The organism is Azospirillum halopraeferens DSM 3675, from assembly GCF_000429625.1.
Taxonomy (GTDB): domain Bacteria; phylum Pseudomonadota; class Alphaproteobacteria; order Azospirillales; family Azospirillaceae; genus Azospirillum; species Azospirillum halopraeferens.
In genome coordinates, this window is record NZ_AUCF01000016.1 from 50,473 (window position 1) to 69,807 (window position 19,335).

The following is a 19,335-nucleotide window of genomic DNA, read 5'->3' on the forward strand; positions in this document are numbered from 1 at the left end:
CATTCCGGTGCTGATAAGGAACCCGGCGGACCGATCCGCATCCGCTACGTCGACGTTCTCAACGAGATTGCCACGACGTTGAATGCCGCGACCGAGGCATCCCGGCACGTTTGCTTGACGACCCTTCTCCCGCAGCCCGGCCGGAGCAGCTCGCATTGTGTTGATATGCAGGCTGCCCCATCATCCTGATCGTCAATCGTATGCCTGCCGCATCAACCCGCCCGGCGGATGGCGTCGGCCACCACGTCCATCAGGCGGTCCAGGTCGGCCGGTTCGCTGTGGAAGTGGGGGGCGAACTGGAGCGTGTCGCCGCCGTGGCGGACGTAGCAGCCGGCCTTCCAGCAGGCCATGGCGATCTCGTACAGCCGCCGTCCCGGCGCCGCGGGGTCGCCGGCAATCTGCACCGCGCCGGCCAGCCCGTAGTTGCGGATGTCGGTAACGCGGGGCAGACCCTTCAGCCCGTGCAGCACGGATTCGAAATGGGGCGCCAGGGCGGCGGCGCGGCCGGCCAGGTCTTCCCGCTCGAACAGCTCCAGTGCCGCCAGGCCGGCGGCGCAGGCCACGGGGTGGGCGGAATAGGTGTAGCCGTGCGGGAACTCCACCATGTGCTCCGGACCGCCGTTCTCCATGAAGGTGCGGTGGATGTCGCGCGACGCGATGACGGCACCCATGGGCACGGTGCCGTTGGTCAGCCCCTTGGCGACGGTCATGATGTCGGGCACCACGCCGAAGGCGTCGGCGCCGAACGGCGCGCCCATGCGGCCAAAGCCGGTGATCACCTCGTCGAAGATCAGCAGGATGCCGTAGCGGTCGCACAGCGCGCGCAGCCGTTGCAGATAGCCGCGCGGCGGCGGCAACACCCCGGCGGAGCCCGACAGGGGTTCCACCATCACCGCGGCGATGTTGGAGGCGTCGTGCAGGGCCACCAGCTCTTCCAGGGCGTCGGCCAGATGGGCGCCCTCCTCCGGCATCCCCCGGGAGAAGGCGTTCTGCGGCAGCACCGTGTGGGGCAGGTGGTCGGCGTCGATACCGGCGCCGAACAGCTTGCGGTTCGCCCCGATGCCGCCCACGCCGGTGCCGCCGAAGTTGACGCCGTGGTAGCCGCGGGCGCGGCCGATCAGCTTGGTCCGCGTCGGCTCGCCCTTCAGGCGCCAGTAGGCGCGCGCCATCTTCAGGGCGGTGTCCGCCGCCTCCGACCCGGAGCTGACGAAGAACACGTGGTCGAGGCCGGCCGGGGCCATGGATGCCAGGCGGTGCGCCAGCCGGAAGGCGGCGGGGTGCCCGTACTGGAAGGCGGGGCTGTAGTCCAGCTCGGCGATCTGGCGCGACACCGCGTCGACGATCTCGCGCCGGCCGTGGCCGGCGCCGCAGCACCACAGGCCGGACAGGCTGTCGTAGACGCGCCGGCCCTCGCCGTCGATGTACCACGCCCCCTCGCCGCGCACGATCATGCGCGGATCGGCCTTGAACTCCCGGTTGGCGGTGAACGGCATCCAGTGGGCGTCCAGTTCGGCGCGGGTCACGCCGGCGGCGCGGTCGGTGCCGTGCACCGGGGGGCTGTCCAGGGGGGGCATGCTCCGGTCTCCTCCGGATTGGGGGGCTTGGGCGAAAGGCAGTGTGCACCGGCGTTCGGTTGCGGTTAAATCCAAACAACCCAAACCTCACGCAAGCAAACGCTTACCTGAATGCCCCCCGCCCCGCCCGCAACGCCCCGCCCGCTGGCGGCGGTCTCCGACGTCGACATCCGGCTGCTGCGCGTCTTCCGCACGGTGGTGGAGTGCGGCGGCTTCTCCGCCGCGGAGGTGGAGCTGAACATCAGCCGCGCCGCTATCAGCCTGCACATGGCCGATCTCGAACGGCGCCTCGGCCTGCGCCTGTGCCGGCGCGGCCGCGCCGGGTTCCGCCTGACCGACGAGGGGCGGGCGGCCTACGAGGCTACCCTGCGCCTGATGGCCGACCTGGACCGCTTCCGCAGCGCGATCAACGCCGCCCACGGCCGCCTGCGCGGCGAGTTGACCATCGGCATCACCGACAACCTGGTGACGCTGCCCCACATGCGGGTGACCGACGCGCTGCGGGGCCTGAAGGAGCAGGGGCCGGACGTGCGCGTGAACATCCGCATGATCCCGCCCAACGAGGCGGAACGCGGCGTGCTGGACGGCCGGCTGCATGTGGGCGTGGTGCCGGCCGGGCGGCCGTTGCCCGGCGTCGCCCGCATCCCGCTGTACCGGGAGCACGCCTGCCTCTACTGCTGCCGCGGCCATCCCCTGTTCGACGACGCCCCGGCCGGGGTGTCGCGCGCGGCGGTGGAGGCGGCCGACGCGGTGGCGCCGACCCACGCCCGCCAGGCCCCTGACGCGGCCCGCCTGCAGCACGCCCTGAACACCACCGCCACCGCCACCGACCGGGAAGGCGTGGCGTTCCTGATCCTGACCGGCTGCTACATCGGCTTCCTGCCGACCCACTACGCCCGCCAGTGGGTGGAGCGCGGGATGATGCGCCCGCTGCTGCCCGACACCCACCGCTTCGACGTGGAATTCCACGCCATCACCCGCCGGGACGGCCAGCCGAACCCGGTGCTGGACCGCTTCCTCGACCTGCTGAAGCGGACCCGCCCGCCGGACGAATGAGTGTCGGGGCCACGGCGTCGGCGATGGCCTTGTTCCCCGCGTCGGAGGCGTGCAGATGGTCACCGGAGTCGTAGTCCGGCCGCAGACGCGAGGGATCGTCCGGATCGCGCAGTACGGCGTCGAGATCGAGCACGGCGTCGAACGCTCCGGACTCGCGGATCCAGGCGTTCACCTCGTGCCGCAGCCGGTCCTTCTCCGGCGTGTGGTACCCTTCGAAGGGCGTGCCGGCGAGAGCCCCGCGGAACGGCGTCAGCGTCGCGCCGACGATGGGCACGCCGGCCACCCGCGCCCGGGCGATCAGTTGACGGTAGCCGGCGATCAGGTCGTCGACGGCCGGCGGCGGCAGGTCGGGGGCGAAGGGGTGGCCTGGCCAGGCGATGTCGTTGATCCCGATCAGCACCACGACGGCGGCGACGTCGCCCTGCGCGAGGACGTCGCGGTCGAAGCGGGCCAGGGCGTTCCGTCCCATGCCGTCGTGCAGGAGGCGGGCACCGGAGATGCCGGCGTTCAGCACGGCGATGTTGTGCGGCGCCAGACGCGCCGCCAGGAAATCCGGCCAGCGTCGGTTGGCGTCGAGGGTGGACGCGGCGCCGTCGGTGATGGAATCGCCGAACGCCACCACGGTGCGCGCGCCCTCCGCCGCCTCGACGATGACCCGGCTGAGATAGGGGCGCGTGGTCGTCGGCACGGCGTCCGTCACCGCGTCCCGGTCGACCTGGTTGCCCGGCGCGATGGCGGCGGTCTGCAACCCGTCCCAATGGAAGGTCGTGACCGGCCCCGGTTGCGGAAGGTAGAGGCTGACGGCAATGGAGCCGAGCGGATCGACGGCCAGATCGACGGGATCGCTCAGCGCCGATGCCCCCGGCGGGACCGTGAAGGAGCGCCGGCCGGAGACGGTGACCGGGCGGACCGAACCGGGCACGACCGCACCGGGGGGTGCGTCGCCGGCGAGCGCCACCGCGGCGGCGCCGATCGCCAGCGGTGCCGCGCCGTAGGCGTTGGACACCTCGATGCGCAGGCGCGGCCCGCCGAGGCTGACCCGCAGGACCTGGCGCACCGTGCGGTCCCCCGGGTCACCGGGGACGAGAACCGGCAACGGAAAGGAGTCGTCCCACAGCGGCTGCGGGCTGGCCGTCCAGGACGGCACCCATTCGGCGGCCCGGGCCGAGCCCATCGCCAGGACGGTGACGGCCGCGAGCGCGAGGAACCGGCGGTGCATCATCGGTATCGTTCTCCGGTTGGGGAATCACAGCGGACGCCATCCTGGCTCCCACCGGGCTGTTCCGTGAATTCACGGACGACGCACAACATTTGTGATTCTTGATCAAAGATGGCAGCATGACCGGGACGGTCATCAGGATGGGCGTGCCATGGACAACCGGGCCGGTGAGATGGAGGTGTTCGTGCGGGCGGTGGAGCTGGGCAGCTTCTCCGCCGCGGCCCGCGCCCTGCGCCTGACGCCATCGGCGGTGAGCCGGTTGATCGCCCGGATCGAGGACCGGCTGGGCGTGCGCCTCGTCCTGCGCTCCACCCGCAGCCTGCAACTGACGCCCGAGGGGGAATCCTATTTCGACCGGGCCTCGCGCATCGTCGCCGAGATCGAGGAGGCCGAGCGCGCCGTGTCGTCGGGCGCCGGGGAGCCGCGCGGGCCGTTGCGCGTCAACGCCAACATCCCCTTCGGCACCCATTGCGTGATCCCGCTGATCCCGGACTTCCTGCTGCGCCACCCCGGCGTCGTGCTCGACCTCACCCTGACCGATTTCATGGTCGATCTGGTGGGGGAGCGCACCGACGTCGCCATCCGGACCGGTGCGATGCGCGACTCCAGCCTCAAGGCGCGCAAGCTGATCGAAAGCCGGCGCCTGGTCGTGGGGGCGCCGGCGTACTTCGCCCGGCACGGCGTGCCGGCGGTGCCGGACGACCTCGCCCGGCACAATTGCCTGAACTTCAACTTCCGCCGCCGGCTCGACGAGTGGCCCTTCCGCGACGGCGGCGGCGTGCGGACGATCGCCGTCACCGGCAACATGAAGGCGAACAATGGCGAGACGATGCGCCAGTTGGCGCTGGCCGGTCTGGGCATCGCCCGCCTGTCGGAATGGCACGTCGGACCCGACGTCGCCGCCGGCCGCCTGGCGTGCGTCCTCGATGCCTTCAACCCCGGCGACCGCGAACCGGTGCACGCGGTCTACATCGGCCACGAGCACCTTGCCGGCCGCATCCGGGCCTTCCTGGACTTCCTCGCGACGTCCCTGTCCCGGCCCGGGGCGCCGGCCGCCGGCCCTACGCCGTGACGGGTGCGGTCTCGCCGTACGCGGGATAGTCGATGTACCCCGCCGCTCCCCCGCCGAAGAAGGTCGCGGGGTCGGGCGGGTTCAGCGGCAGCCCCTCGGCGATCCGCCGCGGCAGGTCGGGGTTGGCGAGGAAGGGCCGGCCGAAGGTGACCAGATCGGCGTGGCCGGCGGCGAGCATGGCCGTCCCCCGTTCCGGCGTGTAGCGGCCGGCGACGATGATCGTGCCGGGAAAGCGGTCGCGCAGGGCCCGGCGGTAATCCTCCGGAACCTCCGGCGCGTCGTCCCAGTCCGCCTCGGCCAGGTGGAGGTAGGCGACGCCGGCGTCGTGCAGCGCCGCGGCCGCCAGCAGGCTGGTCTCCACCATCTCGGGGTCGGCCATGTCCTGCAAGGTCACGTGCGGCGACAGGCGCACCCCGACGCGCCCCGCCCCCGTCTCGCCGGCGACCGCTCCGACCACCTCCCGCAGGAAGCGGATGCGGTTCTCCGGCGAGCCACCGTAGCGGTCGGTGCGCCGGTTGGTGGTGGAGCGCAGGAACTGGTCGATGAGGTAGCCGTTCGCGCCGTGCAGCTCCACCCCGTCGAACCCCGCCTCCATGGCGCGCGCCGCGGCGCGGCGGTAGTCGTCGACCACCCGGGGGATCTCGCCCTCCTCCAGGGCGCGCGGCGTCTCGCAGTCGAGGAAGCACGGCGTACCGTCCGCCGGATCGATGACGTACACGCGCACGCCCCGCGCACGCACGGCCGAGGGGGCCACCGGGGCGCGGCCGCCCTCCTGCAGGACGGGATGGGACACGCGCCCGACGTGCCAGAGTTGGAGAAAGATGCGGCCGCCCGCGGCGTGCACCGCCTCGGTCACCAGCCGCCAGCCGTCGCGCTGGGCGGCGGTGTGGATGCCAGGCGTGCGGGCGTAGCCCTGCCCCTCGCGGGAGATCTGCGTCGCTTCCGTCACGATCAGCCCGGCGCCGGCCCGCTGGGCGTAGTAGCGGGCGTTGAGTTCGGTCGGCACGTCGCCGGGCCAGGCGGTGCGCGAGCGCGTCATCGGTGCCATGACGAGGCGGTTGGGAAGGGTGAGCGGCCCCAGGCGGTGCGGCGTGAACAGCGCGGGCCAGCGGGTCGTTGCGGCGGAGGTCATGGCGGGCGTCCTCACAGCAGCACCGGCTCTTCCCGGCCGACGGCCGGCCGGTCGCGATGCACGTGGGCGGGAACGGGAAGCGGGGGATTGCCGGAATCCAGGAACTCCACCGTGGTGAACACCAGGTCGCCGTCGCCCACGTTGGCCAGATCGTGCACCATGAACTCACCCGGCGCGAAGCAGAGGTGGCGGGTCAGGCCCGGTTCGTAGACGGTCTCCACCACCCGTCCGTCGTGGTGGCGGGAGCGGCCGCGGCCCGGCGTCACGGCGGTCCAGAAATAGTCGAGCACGTGGCGGTGGAAGCCGATGCGCTCGCCGGGCTTCAGGTGCAGCGACCACACGCGGACGCGCGGCGTCTCCGACACCAGCACGTGGCCGACGCAGCCGTTGGCCTGGTTCACGGCGAACTCCGCACGGGTGGCGTCGTCCCAGTCCGCCGGGGCGGCGACGGGACGGTGGGCCGGGGGGATGGACATCGGGAACTCTCCTTGGTCGGGGAAAGAGGGGGATGGTCAGACGGTCGGCAATTGATCACCTCCATCAATTGCCGACCGTAAAACCCGGCAGATCAATGCCCGGGCATTGATCGAGAGGGTGATACCGGCGCCATCCTTCAGATGCCGCCGGTATCAGACGACGGGGACGACGCCGCCGTCGATGCCGAACTGTTCGCCGCTGATGAAGGCGGCGTGGTCGGACGCCAGGAAGGCGACGAGGGACGCCACCTCCTCCGGCCGCCCGAGGCGTCCGGCCGGCAGGCCGGAGTGTGCGAGGAAGCGGCTGACCGCCTCGTCCCGGCCGCAGCCGTAGCGGGCGGCCAGGGCGTCGAGGAAGCCGCCGGGGCGGTCCCACAGGGCCGTGCGTATGTGCGCCGGGGCGACGACGTTGGAGCGTACGCCCCGCGACGTGTACGCCCGCGACAGGCACTTGGAGAGCATCAGCACCGCCGCCTTGGACACGCTGTAGTCGGGCAGCAGGGGATGGGGCATCCGCCCGGCTTCGGACCCGCAATGGATCAGCACGCCCCGGCCCCGCTTCAGCATGTGCGGCAGGACGGCGCGGGTCGTGCGCACGTAGCCCATGAGGTTGAGGTCGAGCGTGGCAGCCCAGTCCGCGTCGGAGACCGCCAGGAAGTCGTCGCGCGCCGGCGCCGCGGCGGCGTTGTTGAACAGGATGTCGACGCCGCCGAACCGCGCGATCGCCGTGCGCACCAGCGCCTCGCCGGCACCGGGGTCGCGCAGGTCGACCGCGACGGCGGCGATCCGCGCCGGCGGGCCGGCGTCGGCCAGCGCACCGGGGTCGAGGTCGCCGCCGACGACGCAGGCGCCCTCCCGCACCAGCCGCCGCACCGTCTCCAACCCGATGCCGGCGCCCGCACCGGTGACGATCGCCACGCGGTCTTCAAGGGCGAGTTCCATGGTCGGTCCTCCTGCTGCTGCCGGGGGTCAGGGGATCACCCGCTCCTGGCGGAGCTGGTCGAACAGATCGAGGAAGGAGCGTTCGGTGTCCTGATGATCGAGGAAGCCGAGGCGCCGGCTTTTCGACAGGTCGTTGACGCACTCGATCGGGCGGCCGAGGTCGGCGTCGGTGTGCCAGGCCGAAGCGAGCCGGTCGAGCGGGTTGGGCTGCAGCCCGTAGCGGGCGACCATGCGGTCCCACACCGGCCCGTCGTCGCGCATCTGCTGTTGCAGCGGGACGGCTTCGCCCGGATAGGGTGCCGGCTCCAGCCCGAAATAACGGGCGATCACGCCCCACAGCCGGGCCCAGCGGAAGACGTCGCCGTTGGCGACGTTGAAGGCTTCGTTGCGCGCCGCCGGCGCCGTCGCCGCCCAGGCGAGATGGCGGGCCAGCAGGCGGGCATCGGTGACGTCGGCCAGCGCCGTGTGCTGCACGGGGGAGCCGGGGAACAGGAACGGACGGCCCGTCTCCTTGCAGATCGACGCGTACACCGCCAGCGTCACGCCGATGTTCATGGCGTTGCCCACGGCGTAGCCGACGATGGTGTGCGGCCGGTGGACGCTCCAGCCGAAGCCGTAGCGCTCCGCCGCCTCGAAGACGGCGTCCTCCTGCACGTAATAGAAGTTCTCGATGGGCAGGCGCGGCTGGTCCTCGCGGAACGGCGTCTCCGGCCGGTTCCGCGCGTACATCTCGAAGGGGCCGAGGTAGGTCTTGGTGCCGGTGACCAGTGCCACGTGGCGCACGGCCCCCGACGGTCCGACGGCGTCCAGCACATGGCGCACCATGGCGCCGTTGACGCGGCAGTTCTCCGCCTCGGTCGGCATCCGCGTCCAGGTGCACAGGAAGACGTGGCTGGGCGCCAGCGCCGCCAGGGCGCGGGACGTCGCCGCGGCGTCGAGCACGTCGACGCACACGGGTTCGACCCCGGACAGGCCGCGCGGTGCGGTGCGGGCGATGCCGTGGACGCTCCAGTCCCCGCTCCGGACGAGGTGACGGGCCAGGTTGTTGCCGACGATGCCGGTGACGCCGACGATCAGGGCGCGTTTGTCGTGCATGAAAGGGTCCTCTCGATGGCAAAGGGGGGCCGGCGGCCGGCATGCGGGCCGGCGACAAGGGGATGGGAGAAGGCGTTTGCGGTCAGGCGCGCTCGGCGGCGGCGCGGCGGCTGTAGTAGCCGACCATCAGGATGATCACCCCGCCGTAGGCGATCTGCTTGAAGGCTTCGGGCACCTGGAGCAGCGAGAGCATGCTGGTGATCAGCGTGATGAGCAGCACCCCGGCGACGCACCCGCCGTAGGAGCCGCGCCCGCCGAGGATGCTGGTGCCGCCCAGCACCACGGCGGCGATTCCCGGCAGCAGGTAGGGGTCGCCCATGCGCTGGTACGCCTGGTTGGCGTAGCCGGCCAGCAGCATGCCGGCCACGGCGCTGCACAGGCCGGAGATCACGAAGGCGCCCAGCAGCACCCGGCGCGTGTCGATGCCCGACAGCCAGGCGGCGCTCTCGCGGGTGCCGACGGCGTAGAGACAGCGCCCCGCCACCGTGCGGCGCAGCAGGAACACCGCGGCGGCCGACAGCACCATCCAGACGACGACCGCGTTGGGCACCAGGGACCCGATCCACCCGCCGCCGAGCGTGGCCATCACCGCGGACGGCCGGCTGCCGGAGGCGTACAGGCCGGCGTGGAGGACGCAGACGCCCAGCACCACCATGTTGACGGCCAGCGTCCAGATCATCGACGGGAGGCGCAGGTAGGCGACGCCGATGCCGTTGACCAGCCCGATGCCGGCACCGACCGCCAGTCCGACGAGGAGGCCCAGCTCCCCCTGGGCCCCCTCGCCGGCCGCGCCGACGAAGGCGGTGGAGAAGGTGGCGGCGGCCGACAGCGTCCAGGGGACCGACAGGTCGATGTGGCCGGTCAGGATCACCACCATGGCGCCGATGGCGATCACCCCCAGGAAGGCGCCGGTGTGGAGCTGCTGGAGAAGATAGGCGGGGGAGAAGAACCGGGGATCGGCCAGACCCCCGGCCAGCAGCAGGACCACGAGGGCCAGAGCGATCACCCCGGCCGGGCCGGGTGCGGCGACGGGGCGCGGAAGGGCCCGGACGAGGGGGATCATCGGAACACCTCCAGCCGGTTGCGTATCCTGAGCAGGCGGCCGGCGCCGAGCGCCACCGCGACGAGGAGAACCGCGCCTTCGAACAGCGGCTGCGCCATCGGGTCGAGGCCGGTGAAGAAGATCAGGCTGCCCACCGTGCGCAGCACCAGCGCCCCGGCGATGGAGCCGGCGACGCTGCCGGCCCCGCCGGCCAGCGCCGTGCCGCCCAGCACCACGGCGGCGACCGAGTTCAGGGTGTAGGAGGCGCCGACCGACGGGTCGCCGCTCAGCGTCTGGAAGCCGAGGAACAGCCCGCCGAAGGCGGCGAACAGCCCGGCCAGGGCATAGGCCGCCACCTTGGCCCGGTCGACCGGCAGGCCCGACATGTAGGCCGCCGGTTCGGCCGAGCCGACCGCCAGGATGGTGCGTCCCGTGAGGCTGGCGCGCACCGGGCCCCAGATGGCGGCGACCAGCACCGCCAGCAGCAGCAGCGACACCGGAACGACGCCGCCGACCGTGCCGGTCAGCGCGTCGGCAAGGCGGTCGTCGACGCTGCCACCCGGCGTCGGCCGCACCAGCAGCGCGACGCCGGAGAGGATCGCGCCGGTCGCCAGCGTGGCGACGATCGGCTGGATGCGTCCCCTGACCACGATGAGTCCGTTCAGCGCGCCGCACGCGGCGCCGATCAGGCACACCGCGGCGATGCCGAGCGCCACCTCCGCCGGATCGCCCCGGACCAGGGCCGAGGCGGCGCAGTTGCACAGCGCCAGGATGGCGCCGGCCGACAGGTCGATGCCGCGGGTCAGCACCACGATGGTCTGGCCGACCGCGACGAAGGCCAGCGCCACCCCCTGGTTGGCCCAGGCCGCCAGCACGCCGCCGGAGGCCCCGCGGGGGTGGATCGACAGGAAGAGCAGCAGCAGCGCCAGCAGCAGCGCCCAGGCGGCCAATGCCCGGTCGTTGTGGCGGACCAGAAGTCGCAGCGCGGGGATCATGCCAGAGCCTCCCGGTGCGGGCGCCGGGAACCGGCGGCCGACGCCGCGGGGCGCAGGTTGAGGGCCGACGCGACGATCGCCTCTTCGGTGATCTCCGCCCCGCTGAGCCGCGCCGCCACCCGCCCGTCGTAGAGAACGAGGACGCGGTCGCACAGCCCGATCAGTTCGTCGTAGTCGGTGGAGTGGAAGAGGATCGCCACCCCGGCGGCGGCGAGGTCGCGCATCAGCCGGTAGATCTCCTGCTTGGTGCCGACGTCGATGCCGCGCGTCGGGTCCATCAGCAGCAGCAGCTTCGGCTCGGTCGCCAGCCATTTGCCGAGCACCACCTTCTGCTGGTTGCCGCCCGAGAGCGTCGCCACCGGGGCGTCGCGGTCGGGGGCCTTCACCGCCAGCCGCCCGGCCAGGCCGGCGACCAGCGCCCGCTCGGCGTCCGTGTCGACGATCCCGCAGCGGGACAGGCGGTCCAGCGCCGCGAAGCTCAGGTTGGCGGCCACGGACAGGCCGAGGAACAGGCCCTCGGTCTTGCGGTCCTCCGGGATCAGGGCGATGCGGCGGCCGGGCCCGCCGGCGGCGCGCGGACCGGAGGGCAGGCCCGCGGCCGTGCCGATGCGCACGTCCCCCGTCGTGCCGCGCAGCACGCCGGCCAGCGCCAGCAGCAGCTCCCGCTGGCCCTGCCCGTCGAGGCCGCCGAGCCCGACGATCTCGCCCGGCCGGACGTCCAGGTCGATGCCCTTCAGCACCCCGTCCCGGGCCAGCCCGCGAACCCGCAGATAGGGTTCGGCCGGAGGCGGCCGCTCGGGTTTGGGCGGGTAGACGTGGGCAATGGACCGGCCGATCATCAGCCGCACGATCTCGTCGTGGGTGCGGCTGCCGGCCGGGAAGGTCGCAACGTGCTCACCGTTGCGGAAGACGGAGCAGGTGTCGGCCAGCGCGTCCACCTCGTGCATGCGGTGGGAGATGAAGAGGACGCAGACGCCCTCCTCGCGCAGGCGGCGCAGGTGCCGCATCACCCGCTCCGCGTCCTCGGCGCTCAGCGCCGACGTCGCCTCGTCGAGGATCAGGACGCGCGGCCGGCGGGCCAGCGCCTTGGCGATCTCGACGATCTGCCGCTTGGCCAGCGGCAGGTCGGCGCAACGGGCGCGCACGTCGAGTCCGCTGCCGCAGCCCAGCGCGTCGAGGACGGCGCGGGCGCGGCGGCGCTGCGCCCCCCGGTCGATGGTGCCGATCCGCCGGCGCGGCGGGTCGGCGAGGCAGATGTTCTCCGCCACCGTCAGGTCGGGGATGATCGACAGCTCCTGGAAGATGCAGACGATTCCCTCGCGCAGCGCCGCCGCGGGCCCGTCGAGGCGGAGCGGCCGGCCGTCCAGGGTCACCGACCCGCAGTCGGCGGCGACCGCGCCGGCGAGGATCTTCATCAGGGTGCTCTTGCCCGCCCCGTTCTCGCCGAGGATGGCGTGGATGGAGCCGCGGCCGGCGGAAAAGGAGACGTCCCGGAGGGCGACGGCGCCGCCGTAGCGTTTGGCGACGCCGGCGAGGGCCAGGAACGCGGGATCGTTCGGCATGGTGTTCTCCCCTGGTCCGGAGGGCGGTCAGTTGCCGTCGGCGGACTGGCGCATCAGCTCGTCCGGGGTGAAGACCATGTCCGGGCCGCACGCCGCATAGCCGGAAACGGTCTCGTAGGTGTCGGGCATGTCCGGGAAGTAGTTGACGCCCGGCTTCATGTCGGCGGTGCGGACGTGCGGCGTCGGCAGATTGACCAGGGCGGGCAGGCTCTCGCCCTTCAGCAGCGCGATGGCGGCGCGCACGGCCACCGGCCCCTGGCCGGGCGAGGTCGACACCGAGATGCCGGGGATGCCGTTCTCCGCCAGCGCGCGCACGAAGCCGTTCTCCGCGTCGCCGCCCACCGGAACCTTCGGGTGGCCGGCCGCCAGCAGGGCGTTGGTCACGCCGCGGCAGCCGTGCTGGCACACCACCGCGTCGAATCGGCCGTGCACCGCCAGCGCGTCCGACACCACCTTCTGGACCGTGCCGGTGTCCCAGTTGCCGACCACCTCGACGACGCGGATCTCCGGATGCTCGTCGATCACCTGCCGGAATCCGGCGTGGCGGTCGCGGTCGGTGGAGTTGCCGGGGATGCCCCGCACCTCCAGAACGGTGCCGGCCTTGCGCGGCATCTGGTCCAGGACGGCCCGGGTCTTGATGGCCCCTTCGAACTCCATCCACTCCGGCGTGATGCGCACGACGTCCGGGTTGTCGACCGGGTTGTCGAAGGACACCAGGACCGTGCCGGCCGTGCGGGCGCGCCGGATGACGGCGTCGAAGGCTTTGGGGTTGACGGCAATGAAGGCCACGGCGTCGTAGCCCGCCTGGATGAAGTTGTCGATGGCGGCGATCTGCGCGGCGACGTCGGCACCCGTGCTGACGATCTTCAGCTCCGCGATGTCGGCGGCGTTCTCCGGCTTGGCCGCCCACGCCTTGACCGAGCGGATCATCTGCATGCGCCAGGGAATGCCCGTATGGCCGTTGGCGACGGCGATGCGGTATGGCCCCCGGCGCGGTTCGACGCGGATCACCCGTTCGCTGCCGGCCGCCGGCGTGTAGCACTCCGGCATGTGGGTGTCCGACGCCGCGGCCGGCAGGGCGGCGGACAGTGCAACTGCGGCGGCGGTCCACAGGATGCATCGGCGGACGCGGTTCTTCGTCGTCATGGTTCTCTCCTCCCGTCGACGTGTGGCGGGGGTGTTGGGCCGGGACGTCGCCGTCGCGCGGCCGGCACCCTCGCCGTTCGGCCGGCGGCGATCGGGAAAGACCGCGCGTGTCCGGCGTCCCCGAACTGTGGCGAAACGTCGCTTTGCGGACTATTGGGAGAGTAAGCAAACCGCCTGTGAACCGGATTCACAGATGACGGAAACCATGACCGAGCCGGGCCGTGCCCCTGCGCCGGGGGCCGTCCGCGACGCTCCGGCGGGCTTGTTCGCACCAAACAGAACTGTTATAAAGAATAATAGTTGTTGCACCAACCCAACCGGCGGCGCCCGCCGTCACGGTGATCCGTGGCGCGAAGGCCCACCCGTGTCCAACGAGACCGACCCCGGAGGAAACATGCCCGATCCCCGTTCCCCCGCCCGCCGCGGCCTGCGCGGCGCCCTGCTCGCCGCCGCCGCGGCCGCCATGCTGCTGCCCGGCGCGGCGCTGGCCGACATCACCGTCGGCCTGATCGTGCCGGCCACCGGCTCCACCGCGGCGCTGGGCATCCCCGCCCGCAACGCCGCCGCCCTGTTCCCCGAGACCCTGGGCGGTGAGCGGGTGCGGCTGATCGTCGCCGACGACGCCTCCGACCCCACCATGGCCACCACCCAGGCGCGCCGCCTCATCACCGAGGAGAAGGCGGACGTCATCATCGGGTCGGTGATGACCGGTGCGGCCATCGCGGTGGCCGGCGTGACGCGCGAAAGCGCCGTCCCGCACATCGCCCTGGCGCCCATCGACCTGCCGGCCGGCCAGGACACCTGGACCTTCCGCATGCCGCAGAACGTGACGCTGATGGCAAGGGCCGTCGTCGACCACATGAAGGCCAACGGCGTGAAGACGGTGGGCTTCATCGGCTTCTCCGACGCCTGGGGCGATTTCTGGGCGCGCGACGTCAAGGCGCTGGCCGGCGACGCCGGCTACCGGCTGGTGGCGGAGGAGCGCTACGCCCGCGCCGACACCTCGGTCACCGGCCAGGTGCTGAAGCTGCTGGCCGCCCGCCCCGACGCGGTGATCGTCGGCGCGTCGGGCACCGCCGCGGCGCTGCCCCACATCACCCTGCGCGAACGCGGCTACAAGGGCCCGATCTACCAGACCCACGGCGCCGTCACCCACGACTTCATCCGCATCGGCGGGGCCGCCGTGGAGGGTGCCATCCTCGCCTCCGGCCCGGTCATCGTGGCCGAACAGTTGCCGGACGACAGCCCGGTGCGGGCAAAGGCGCTGGAGTTCGTGACCGCCTACGAGGGCAAGTACGGCGCCAACACCCGCAACCAGTTCGCCGCCCACACCGTGGACGCCGCCACGGTGCTGGAACAGGCGGTGCCCATCGCGCTGAAGACCGCCCGCCCCGGCACGCCGGAGTTCCGCAAGGCGCTGCGCGACGCGCTGGAGACCGCCGGCGAGATCCCCGCGTCCCAGGGCGTCTACGCCTTCTCCGCGAACGACCATTTCGGCCTCGACCACCGCGGCTACGTGCTGCTGACCGTCGAGAAGGGCGCCTGGAAGCTGGTGAAGTAACCGTCGCCCGGCGTCCGCCCGTCGCCCACCGGAGGAAACCTTGGACCCGACCATCGCCCTGTTCCTGGCGCAGGACGGCGTGACGAACGGCGCGATCTACGCGCTGCTCGCCCTGTCGCTGGTGCTGGTGTTCACGATCACCCGCGTGATCTTCATCCCGCAAGGGGAGTTCGTCGCCTACGGCGCCCTGACCCTGGCCGCGTTCGAGACGGGCACCTTCCCCGGAACGGCCTGGCTGGCGCTGATCCTCGGGACGGCGGCCTTCACCGTCGACCTCGCCCGCGACCGTGCCGCCCGCACGCCGCGGCGCGCGCTGCGCGGGCTGGCGCTGGACGTGCTGCTGCCGCTGGCCCTGCTGGCGGCGGCATGGCACGCCGCACCGCGGCACCTCGGGCCGCTGGTGGAGGTGCCGCTGACCCTGGCCATCGTCGCCGTGCTCGGCCCCTACATCTACCGGCTGGTGTTCCGGCCGCTGGCGGAATCGCCGGTGCTGGTGCTGCTGATCGCCGCGGTCGGCGTGCACCTGGCCCTGGTGGGGCTGGGGCTGCTGTTCTTCGGGGCCGAGGGGCACCGCACCGCCCCCCTGCTCGACGCCAACTGGACGGTGGGGCCGGCGCTGGTGACGGGGCAGAGCGTCGTGGTGATGGGCGTGACCGGCGGCCTGATCCTGGCGCTCTGGGGCTTCTTCGGCCACACGCTGACGGGCAAGGCGCTGCGCGCCACGGCGGTCAACCGCCTGGGCGCGCGCCTGGTCGGCATCCCCACGTCGGCGGCGGGCGCCATGGCGCTGGGGCTGGCGGCGCTGCTGGGCGCCCTGTCGGGGGTGCTGATCGCGCCGGTGACCACGGTGTTCTACGACACCGGCTTCGTGACCGGCCTCAAGGGCTTCGTCGCCGCCATCATCGGCGGCCTGATCAGCTACCCCCTGGGCGCCGCCGCCGCCATCCTGGTCGGGCTGGTGGAGGCGTTCGCGTCTTTCTTCGCCAGCACCTTCAAGGAGGTGATCGTGTTCACGATCATCATCCCCGTGCTGCTGTGGCGCTCCCTGCGCTCCCCCCACGCGGAGGACGAGGAATGACCCGCCACACCCGCTATCTCGCGCCGGCGCTGCTGGCGGCCTTTGCCGCCCTGCCGCTGGTCCCGGCGACGCCGGAGTTCTGGATCACGCTGCTGAACTACATCGGCCTGGCCGCCCTGGTGGTCATGGGGCTGGTGGTGCTGACCGGTGTCGGCGGCATGACCTCCTTCGGGCAGGCGGCGTTCTGCGGCTTCGGCGCCTACACCACGGCGGTGCTGACCACCGCCTACGGCGTGTCGCCCTGGCTGACCCTGCCGGCCGCCCTGGTGCTGACCGGTGCGGCGGCGCTGGTGCTGGGGCTGCTGACGGTGCGCCTGTCCGGCCATTACCTGCCGCTGGGCACGCTGGCGTGGGGGATCAGCCTCTATTACCTGTTCGGCAACATGGAGGCGCTGGGGCGCCACGACGGCATCTCCGGCATTCCGCCGCTCAACGTCGCCGGCGTCGACCTCTACGGCGGGCGCGCCGTGTTCTACGTCATCTGGGGCTTCGTCCTGCTGGCGGCGCTCGCCACCACCCGCCTCCTGGACAGCCGCATCGGCCGGGCCATCCGCGCCCTGCGCGGCGGCGTCACCGCGGCAGAGGCGTTCGGCGTCGACACCGGCCGGGCCAAGCTGATCGCCTTCGTCTACGCCGCCCTGCTGGCGGCCGTGTCCGGCTGGCTGTTCGCCCACGTGCAGCGCGCCGTCAACCCCACCCCGTTCGGGCTGAACGCCGGCATCGAGTACCTGTTCATGGCGGTGGTCGGCGGCGCCGGCCACGTCTGGGGGGCGGTGCTGGGGGCGGGGCTGGTGACGGTGCTGAAGGACCAGCTCCAGGCGGTGCTGCCGCGCCTGTTCGGCGGCGCCGGCAACTACGAGGCCATCGTCTTCGGCGCCATGCTGGTGCTGCTGCTGCACTACGCCCGCGACGGGCTGTGGCCGGCGGTCGCCCGCCTGCTGCCGCCGCCGGCACCGCCCGCCATCCGCCCCGACGCCCCGGCGCTGCCGCGCCGGCCGCCGCCCCGGCGCGGCGGGCCGATGCTCGACGTGGAGGGCCTGCAGAAGACCTTCGGCGGGCTGGTGGCGGTGCGCGACATCGCCTTCACCGTGCCGGCCGGCGCCATCGTCGGGCTGATCGGCCCCAACGGTGCCGGCAAGAGCACCACCTTCAACCTGATCACCGGCGTCCAGCGCCCGTCCGCCGGCACCGTGCGGCTGCTGGGGGAGCGCATCGACGGCCAGCCGTCGCGCGCCGTGGCCCGGCGCGGCGTCGCCCGCACCTTCCAGCACGTCAAGCTGCTGCCGGGGATGAGCGTGCTGGACAACGTCATGCTCGGCGCCCACCTGCGCGGCCGCGCCGGCGTCCTGGACGCGGTGCTGCGCCTGGACCGCGCCGAGGAGGACCGGCTGCGCGCCGAAGCCGTGCGCCAGTTGGAGCGCTGCGGGCTGGGCGACAGCCTGCACCGGCCGGCCGGCACCCTGGCGCTGGGACAGAGCCGCATTGTCGAGATCGCCCGGGCGCTCTGCCTCGACCCGCTGCTGCTGCTGCTGGACGAGCCGGCCGCCGGCCTGCGCCACGCCGAGAAGCGGGACCTCGCCGGCCTGCTGGACCGGCTGCGCGACGAGGGCACCACCATCCTGCTGGTGGAGCACGACATGGACTTCGTCATGGGGCTGGTCGACCGCCTGGTGGTCATGGAGTTCGGCGCGAAGATCGCCGACGGGCTGCCGGCCGGCGTGCGCCGCGACCCGGCCGTGCTGGAAGCCTATCTCGGAGGGATCGAATGAGCGGACCGACCCTGGCCCTGCGGGACGTCTGCGTGTCCTACGGCAAGATCGAGGCGGTGCGGGGCGTCTCGCTGGAGGTGGACGCCGGGCGCATCGTCACCGTCGTCGGCGCCAACGGTGCGGGCAAGACGACGCTGCTGAACGCCGCCATGGGGGTTCTGCCGGCGTCGGGCTCCATGCTGTTCCGCGGCCGCTCCATCGCCGACGACCCCATCGAGGCGCGCGTCACCGCCGGCCTGTCGCTGGTGGCCGAGAAGCGCGAGCTGTTCGGCACCATGAGCGTGGAGGACAACCTGCGGCTCGGCGCCTACACCCGGCCGCGCGGCGAGCGGCCGGGCGACACGCTGGATCAGGTCTACACCCTGTTCCCCCGCCTGAAGGAGCGCCGCGGCCAGGCCGCCGGCACCCTGTCGGGGGGCGAGCGGCAGATGCTGGCCATGGGCCGGGCGCTGATGGCGAAGCCCGCGGTGCTGATGCTGGACGAGCCCAGCCTGGGCCTGGCCCCGCGCATCGTCCGCGAGATCCTGCACCTGGTGGCGGAGCTGCGCGCCACCGGCGTCGCCATCCTGCTGGTGGAGCAGAACGCCCGCGCCGCCCTGCGCATCGCCGACTACGGCTACGTCATGGAGACCGGCACGGTGACCCTGCAGGGGCCCGCCGCCGCCCTGGCCAACGACCCGCGGGTCATCGAAAGCTATCTGGGCGCCGCCGAAAGCGCGGCCTAGGAGGACCCCCATGACGCTGAAGAACCTTCTGGTCCATCGCGACGGCGGGCCGCGCTCGGCGGAGCGGCTGGCGGTGGCGGTCGATCTGGCGCGCCGGCACGGCGCCCGGCTGACCGGCCTGTTCGCCCGCTGCGCCGCGCCGCGCACCGTCGGCATCGTCACCCAGTGGCCGAGCCCCGCCTACGCCGCCGCCGCCGCGGCGGACCGCGACGCCTTCGCCGCCGCCACCCGCGGCCTGCCGGACGCCCAATGGCGCGACGCCTACCGCGGCGGCACCCGCGAGGTGACCCATGCCCTGATCGAGGCGGCGCACCACGTCGACCTGGTCATCCTGGGCCAGGACGGCGGCGACGGCACGGTGCCGCCGGACCTGGTCGAGCAGGTGCTGCTGCACGCCGGCCGGCCGGGGCTGGTGCTGCCCTGCGCCGGGACGGTGGAGACCATCGGCCGGCGCCCGCTGATCGCCTGGAACCACAGCCGGGAATCGGCGCGCGCCCTGAACGACGCCCTGCCCCTGATCGCCGGCTGCACCCGCGCCGTGGTGCTGAGCGTCGCCGTCCGCCCCGACGAGGAGCGCGCCGCCGCCCGCGACTGCCGCCGCCACCTGGAGGCCCACGGCATCGCCGCCGACGTGGAGGTGCTGGTGCCCGAAGGCGTCGGCGTCATGGACATGATGCTGAACCGCGCCGCCGACCTGGACGCCGACCTGCTGGTCCTGGGGGCGCACGGCCACATCGGCTTCCCCTTCCTCTACCGGGGCGACGGCACCCGCCACATCCTGGCGCACATGACGCTGCCGGTCCTGATGTCCCATTGACGGGCCGCGCCAGACTGTTATACTTCATAACAATCATATGAAATCCCAGTCGCGCCCGGCGACGGAAAGGTACG

General features: G+C 72.7%; 17 protein-coding genes. 7 read left to right on the plus strand and 10 right to left on the minus strand.

Annotated features, from left to right (window positions below; translation table 11 throughout):
- Positions 1-212: 212 nt before the first annotated feature.
- On the minus strand, positions 213-1,574 hold the full coding sequence (gene aptA, locus G472_RS0116330; RefSeq protein WP_051340904.1) for an omega-aminotransferase AptA: 1,362 nt from the start codon (positions 1,572-1,574) through the stop codon (positions 213-215).
- A 111-nt stretch (positions 1,575-1,685) separates the two neighbouring features.
- Here aptA and G472_RS0116335 point away from each other — a divergent pair, with 111 nt between their 5' ends.
- Positions 1,686-2,630: a LysR family transcriptional regulator gene (locus tag G472_RS0116335; protein WP_035692708.1), complete on the plus strand. Its 945-nt coding sequence runs from the start codon at positions 1,686-1,688 to the stop codon at positions 2,628-2,630.
- On the opposite strand, the gene G472_RS33660 is transcribed toward G472_RS0116335, so the two are convergent.
- A complete protein-coding gene (locus G472_RS33660; RefSeq protein WP_211100204.1) occupies positions 2,548-3,852 on the minus strand; it encodes an SGNH/GDSL hydrolase family protein in 1,305 nt (434 codons plus the stop codon). The two genes, G472_RS0116335 and G472_RS33660, sit on opposite strands and share 83 nt — an antisense overlap.
- A gap of 148 nt (positions 3,853-4,000) precedes the next feature.
- On the opposite strand from G472_RS33660, the gene G472_RS0116345 reads away from it, so the two are divergent.
- Positions 4,001-4,921 (plus strand): LysR family transcriptional regulator, encoded by a 921-nt coding sequence (locus tag G472_RS0116345; RefSeq protein WP_029009258.1) that lies wholly within the window; start codon positions 4,001-4,003, stop codon positions 4,919-4,921.
- On the opposite strand, the gene G472_RS0116350 is transcribed toward G472_RS0116345, so the two are convergent.
- The 8 genes from G472_RS0116350 to G472_RS0116385 form a co-directional block, all read right to left on the minus strand.
- Positions 4,911-6,053, minus strand: coding sequence for an alkene reductase (locus tag G472_RS0116350; protein ID WP_029009259.1), 1,143 nt, complete (start codon positions 6,051-6,053; stop codon positions 4,911-4,913). The two genes, G472_RS0116345 and G472_RS0116350, sit on opposite strands and share 11 nt — an antisense overlap.
- A gap of 11 nt (positions 6,054-6,064) precedes the next feature.
- On the minus strand, positions 6,065-6,529 hold the full coding sequence (locus tag G472_RS0116355; protein ID WP_029009260.1) for a cupin domain-containing protein: 465 nt from the start codon (positions 6,527-6,529) through the stop codon (positions 6,065-6,067).
- Positions 6,530-6,682: 153 nt separating this feature from the next.
- Positions 6,683-7,471: an SDR family NAD(P)-dependent oxidoreductase gene (locus G472_RS0116360; protein ID WP_029009261.1), complete on the minus strand. Its 789-nt coding sequence runs from the start codon at positions 7,469-7,471 to the stop codon at positions 6,683-6,685.
- A gap of 27 nt (positions 7,472-7,498) precedes the next feature.
- On the minus strand, positions 7,499-8,566 hold the full coding sequence (locus G472_RS0116365; protein ID WP_029009262.1) for an SDR family oxidoreductase: 1,068 nt from the start codon (positions 8,564-8,566) through the stop codon (positions 7,499-7,501).
- An 82-nt stretch (positions 8,567-8,648) separates the two neighbouring features.
- A complete protein-coding gene (locus G472_RS0116370; protein ID WP_029009263.1) occupies positions 8,649-9,629 on the minus strand; it encodes an ABC transporter permease in 981 nt (326 codons plus the stop codon).
- Positions 9,626-10,603: an ABC transporter permease gene (locus tag G472_RS0116375; protein WP_051340905.1), complete on the minus strand. Its 978-nt coding sequence runs from the start codon at positions 10,601-10,603 to the stop codon at positions 9,626-9,628. The genes G472_RS0116370 and G472_RS0116375 overlap by 4 nt, the downstream gene beginning before the upstream one ends.
- On the minus strand, positions 10,600-12,165 hold the full coding sequence (locus tag G472_RS0116380) for a sugar ABC transporter ATP-binding protein (protein ID WP_029009265.1): 1,566 nt from the start codon (positions 12,163-12,165) through the stop codon (positions 10,600-10,602). Before G472_RS0116380 ends, G472_RS0116375 begins: the two co-directional genes overlap by 4 nt.
- A gap of 27 nt (positions 12,166-12,192) precedes the next feature.
- Positions 12,193-13,311 (minus strand): sugar ABC transporter substrate-binding protein, encoded by a 1,119-nt coding sequence (locus G472_RS0116385; RefSeq protein ID WP_029009266.1) that lies wholly within the window; start codon positions 13,309-13,311, stop codon positions 12,193-12,195.
- A gap of 394 nt (positions 13,312-13,705) precedes the next feature.
- On the opposite strand from G472_RS0116385, the gene G472_RS0116390 reads away from it, so the two are divergent.
- From G472_RS0116390 to G472_RS0116410, 5 genes are read left to right on the plus strand one after another with little or no spacing between them, the layout of a single operon-like run.
- The gene (locus G472_RS0116390; RefSeq protein WP_051340906.1) at positions 13,706-14,872 is read left to right on the plus strand and encodes an ABC transporter substrate-binding protein; all 1,167 of its coding nucleotides are present in this window, start codon (positions 13,706-13,708) and stop codon (positions 14,870-14,872) included.
- A 40-nt stretch (positions 14,873-14,912) separates the two neighbouring features.
- Entirely contained in the window at positions 14,913-15,950 is a 1,038-nt protein-coding gene (locus tag G472_RS0116395) for a branched-chain amino acid ABC transporter permease (RefSeq protein WP_029009268.1), read from the plus strand.
- Entirely contained in the window at positions 15,947-17,719 is a 1,773-nt protein-coding gene (locus tag G472_RS33665; RefSeq protein ID WP_051340907.1) for a branched-chain amino acid ABC transporter ATP-binding protein/permease, read from the plus strand. Before G472_RS0116395 ends, G472_RS33665 begins: the two co-directional genes overlap by 4 nt.
- Positions 17,716-18,444 (plus strand): ABC transporter ATP-binding protein, encoded by a 729-nt coding sequence (locus G472_RS0116405; protein WP_029009269.1) that lies wholly within the window; start codon positions 17,716-17,718, stop codon positions 18,442-18,444. The genes G472_RS33665 and G472_RS0116405 overlap by 4 nt, the downstream gene beginning before the upstream one ends.
- A 10-nt stretch (positions 18,445-18,454) precedes the next feature.
- Positions 18,455-19,261 (plus strand): universal stress protein, encoded by an 807-nt coding sequence (locus G472_RS0116410; RefSeq protein WP_029009270.1) that lies wholly within the window; start codon positions 18,455-18,457, stop codon positions 19,259-19,261.
- The last annotated feature ends 74 nt before the right edge of the window (positions 19,262-19,335 follow it).

Excerpts from the sequence above, each read along its gene's own strand:
- aptA (WP_051340904.1), bottom strand. The coding sequence starts at position 1,574 with ATGCCCCCCCTGGACAGCCCCCCGGTGCACGGCACCGACCGCGCCGCC.
- G472_RS0116335 (WP_035692708.1), top strand. The coding sequence starts at position 1,686 with ATGCCCCCCGCCCCGCCCGCAACGCCCCGCCCGCTGGCGGCGGTCTCC.
- G472_RS33660 (WP_211100204.1), bottom strand. The coding sequence starts at position 3,852 with ATGATGCACCGCCGGTTCCTCGCGCTCGCGGCCGTCACCGTCCTGGCG.
- G472_RS0116345 (WP_029009258.1), top strand. The coding sequence starts at position 4,001 with ATGGACAACCGGGCCGGTGAGATGGAGGTGTTCGTGCGGGCGGTGGAG.
- G472_RS0116350 (WP_029009259.1), bottom strand. The coding sequence starts at position 6,053 with ATGACCTCCGCCGCAACGACCCGCTGGCCCGCGCTGTTCACGCCGCAC.
- G472_RS0116355 (WP_029009260.1), bottom strand. The coding sequence starts at position 6,529 with ATGTCCATCCCCCCGGCCCACCGTCCCGTCGCCGCCCCGGCGGACTGG.
- G472_RS0116360 (WP_029009261.1), bottom strand. The coding sequence starts at position 7,471 with ATGGAACTCGCCCTTGAAGACCGCGTGGCGATCGTCACCGGTGCGGGC.
- G472_RS0116365 (WP_029009262.1), bottom strand. The coding sequence starts at position 8,566 with ATGCACGACAAACGCGCCCTGATCGTCGGCGTCACCGGCATCGTCGGC.
- G472_RS0116370 (WP_029009263.1), bottom strand. The coding sequence starts at position 9,629 with ATGATCCCCCTCGTCCGGGCCCTTCCGCGCCCCGTCGCCGCACCCGGC.
- G472_RS0116375 (WP_051340905.1), bottom strand. The coding sequence starts at position 10,603 with ATGATCCCCGCGCTGCGACTTCTGGTCCGCCACAACGACCGGGCATTG.
- G472_RS0116380 (WP_029009265.1), bottom strand. The coding sequence starts at position 12,165 with ATGCCGAACGATCCCGCGTTCCTGGCCCTCGCCGGCGTCGCCAAACGC.
- G472_RS0116385 (WP_029009266.1), bottom strand. The coding sequence starts at position 13,311 with ATGACGACGAAGAACCGCGTCCGCCGATGCATCCTGTGGACCGCCGCC.
- G472_RS0116390 (WP_051340906.1), top strand. The coding sequence starts at position 13,706 with ATGCCCGATCCCCGTTCCCCCGCCCGCCGCGGCCTGCGCGGCGCCCTG.
- G472_RS33665 (WP_051340907.1), top strand. The coding sequence starts at position 15,947 with ATGACCCGCCACACCCGCTATCTCGCGCCGGCGCTGCTGGCGGCCTTT.
- G472_RS0116405 (WP_029009269.1), top strand. The coding sequence starts at position 17,716 with ATGAGCGGACCGACCCTGGCCCTGCGGGACGTCTGCGTGTCCTACGGC.
- G472_RS0116410 (WP_029009270.1), top strand. The coding sequence starts at position 18,455 with ATGACGCTGAAGAACCTTCTGGTCCATCGCGACGGCGGGCCGCGCTCG.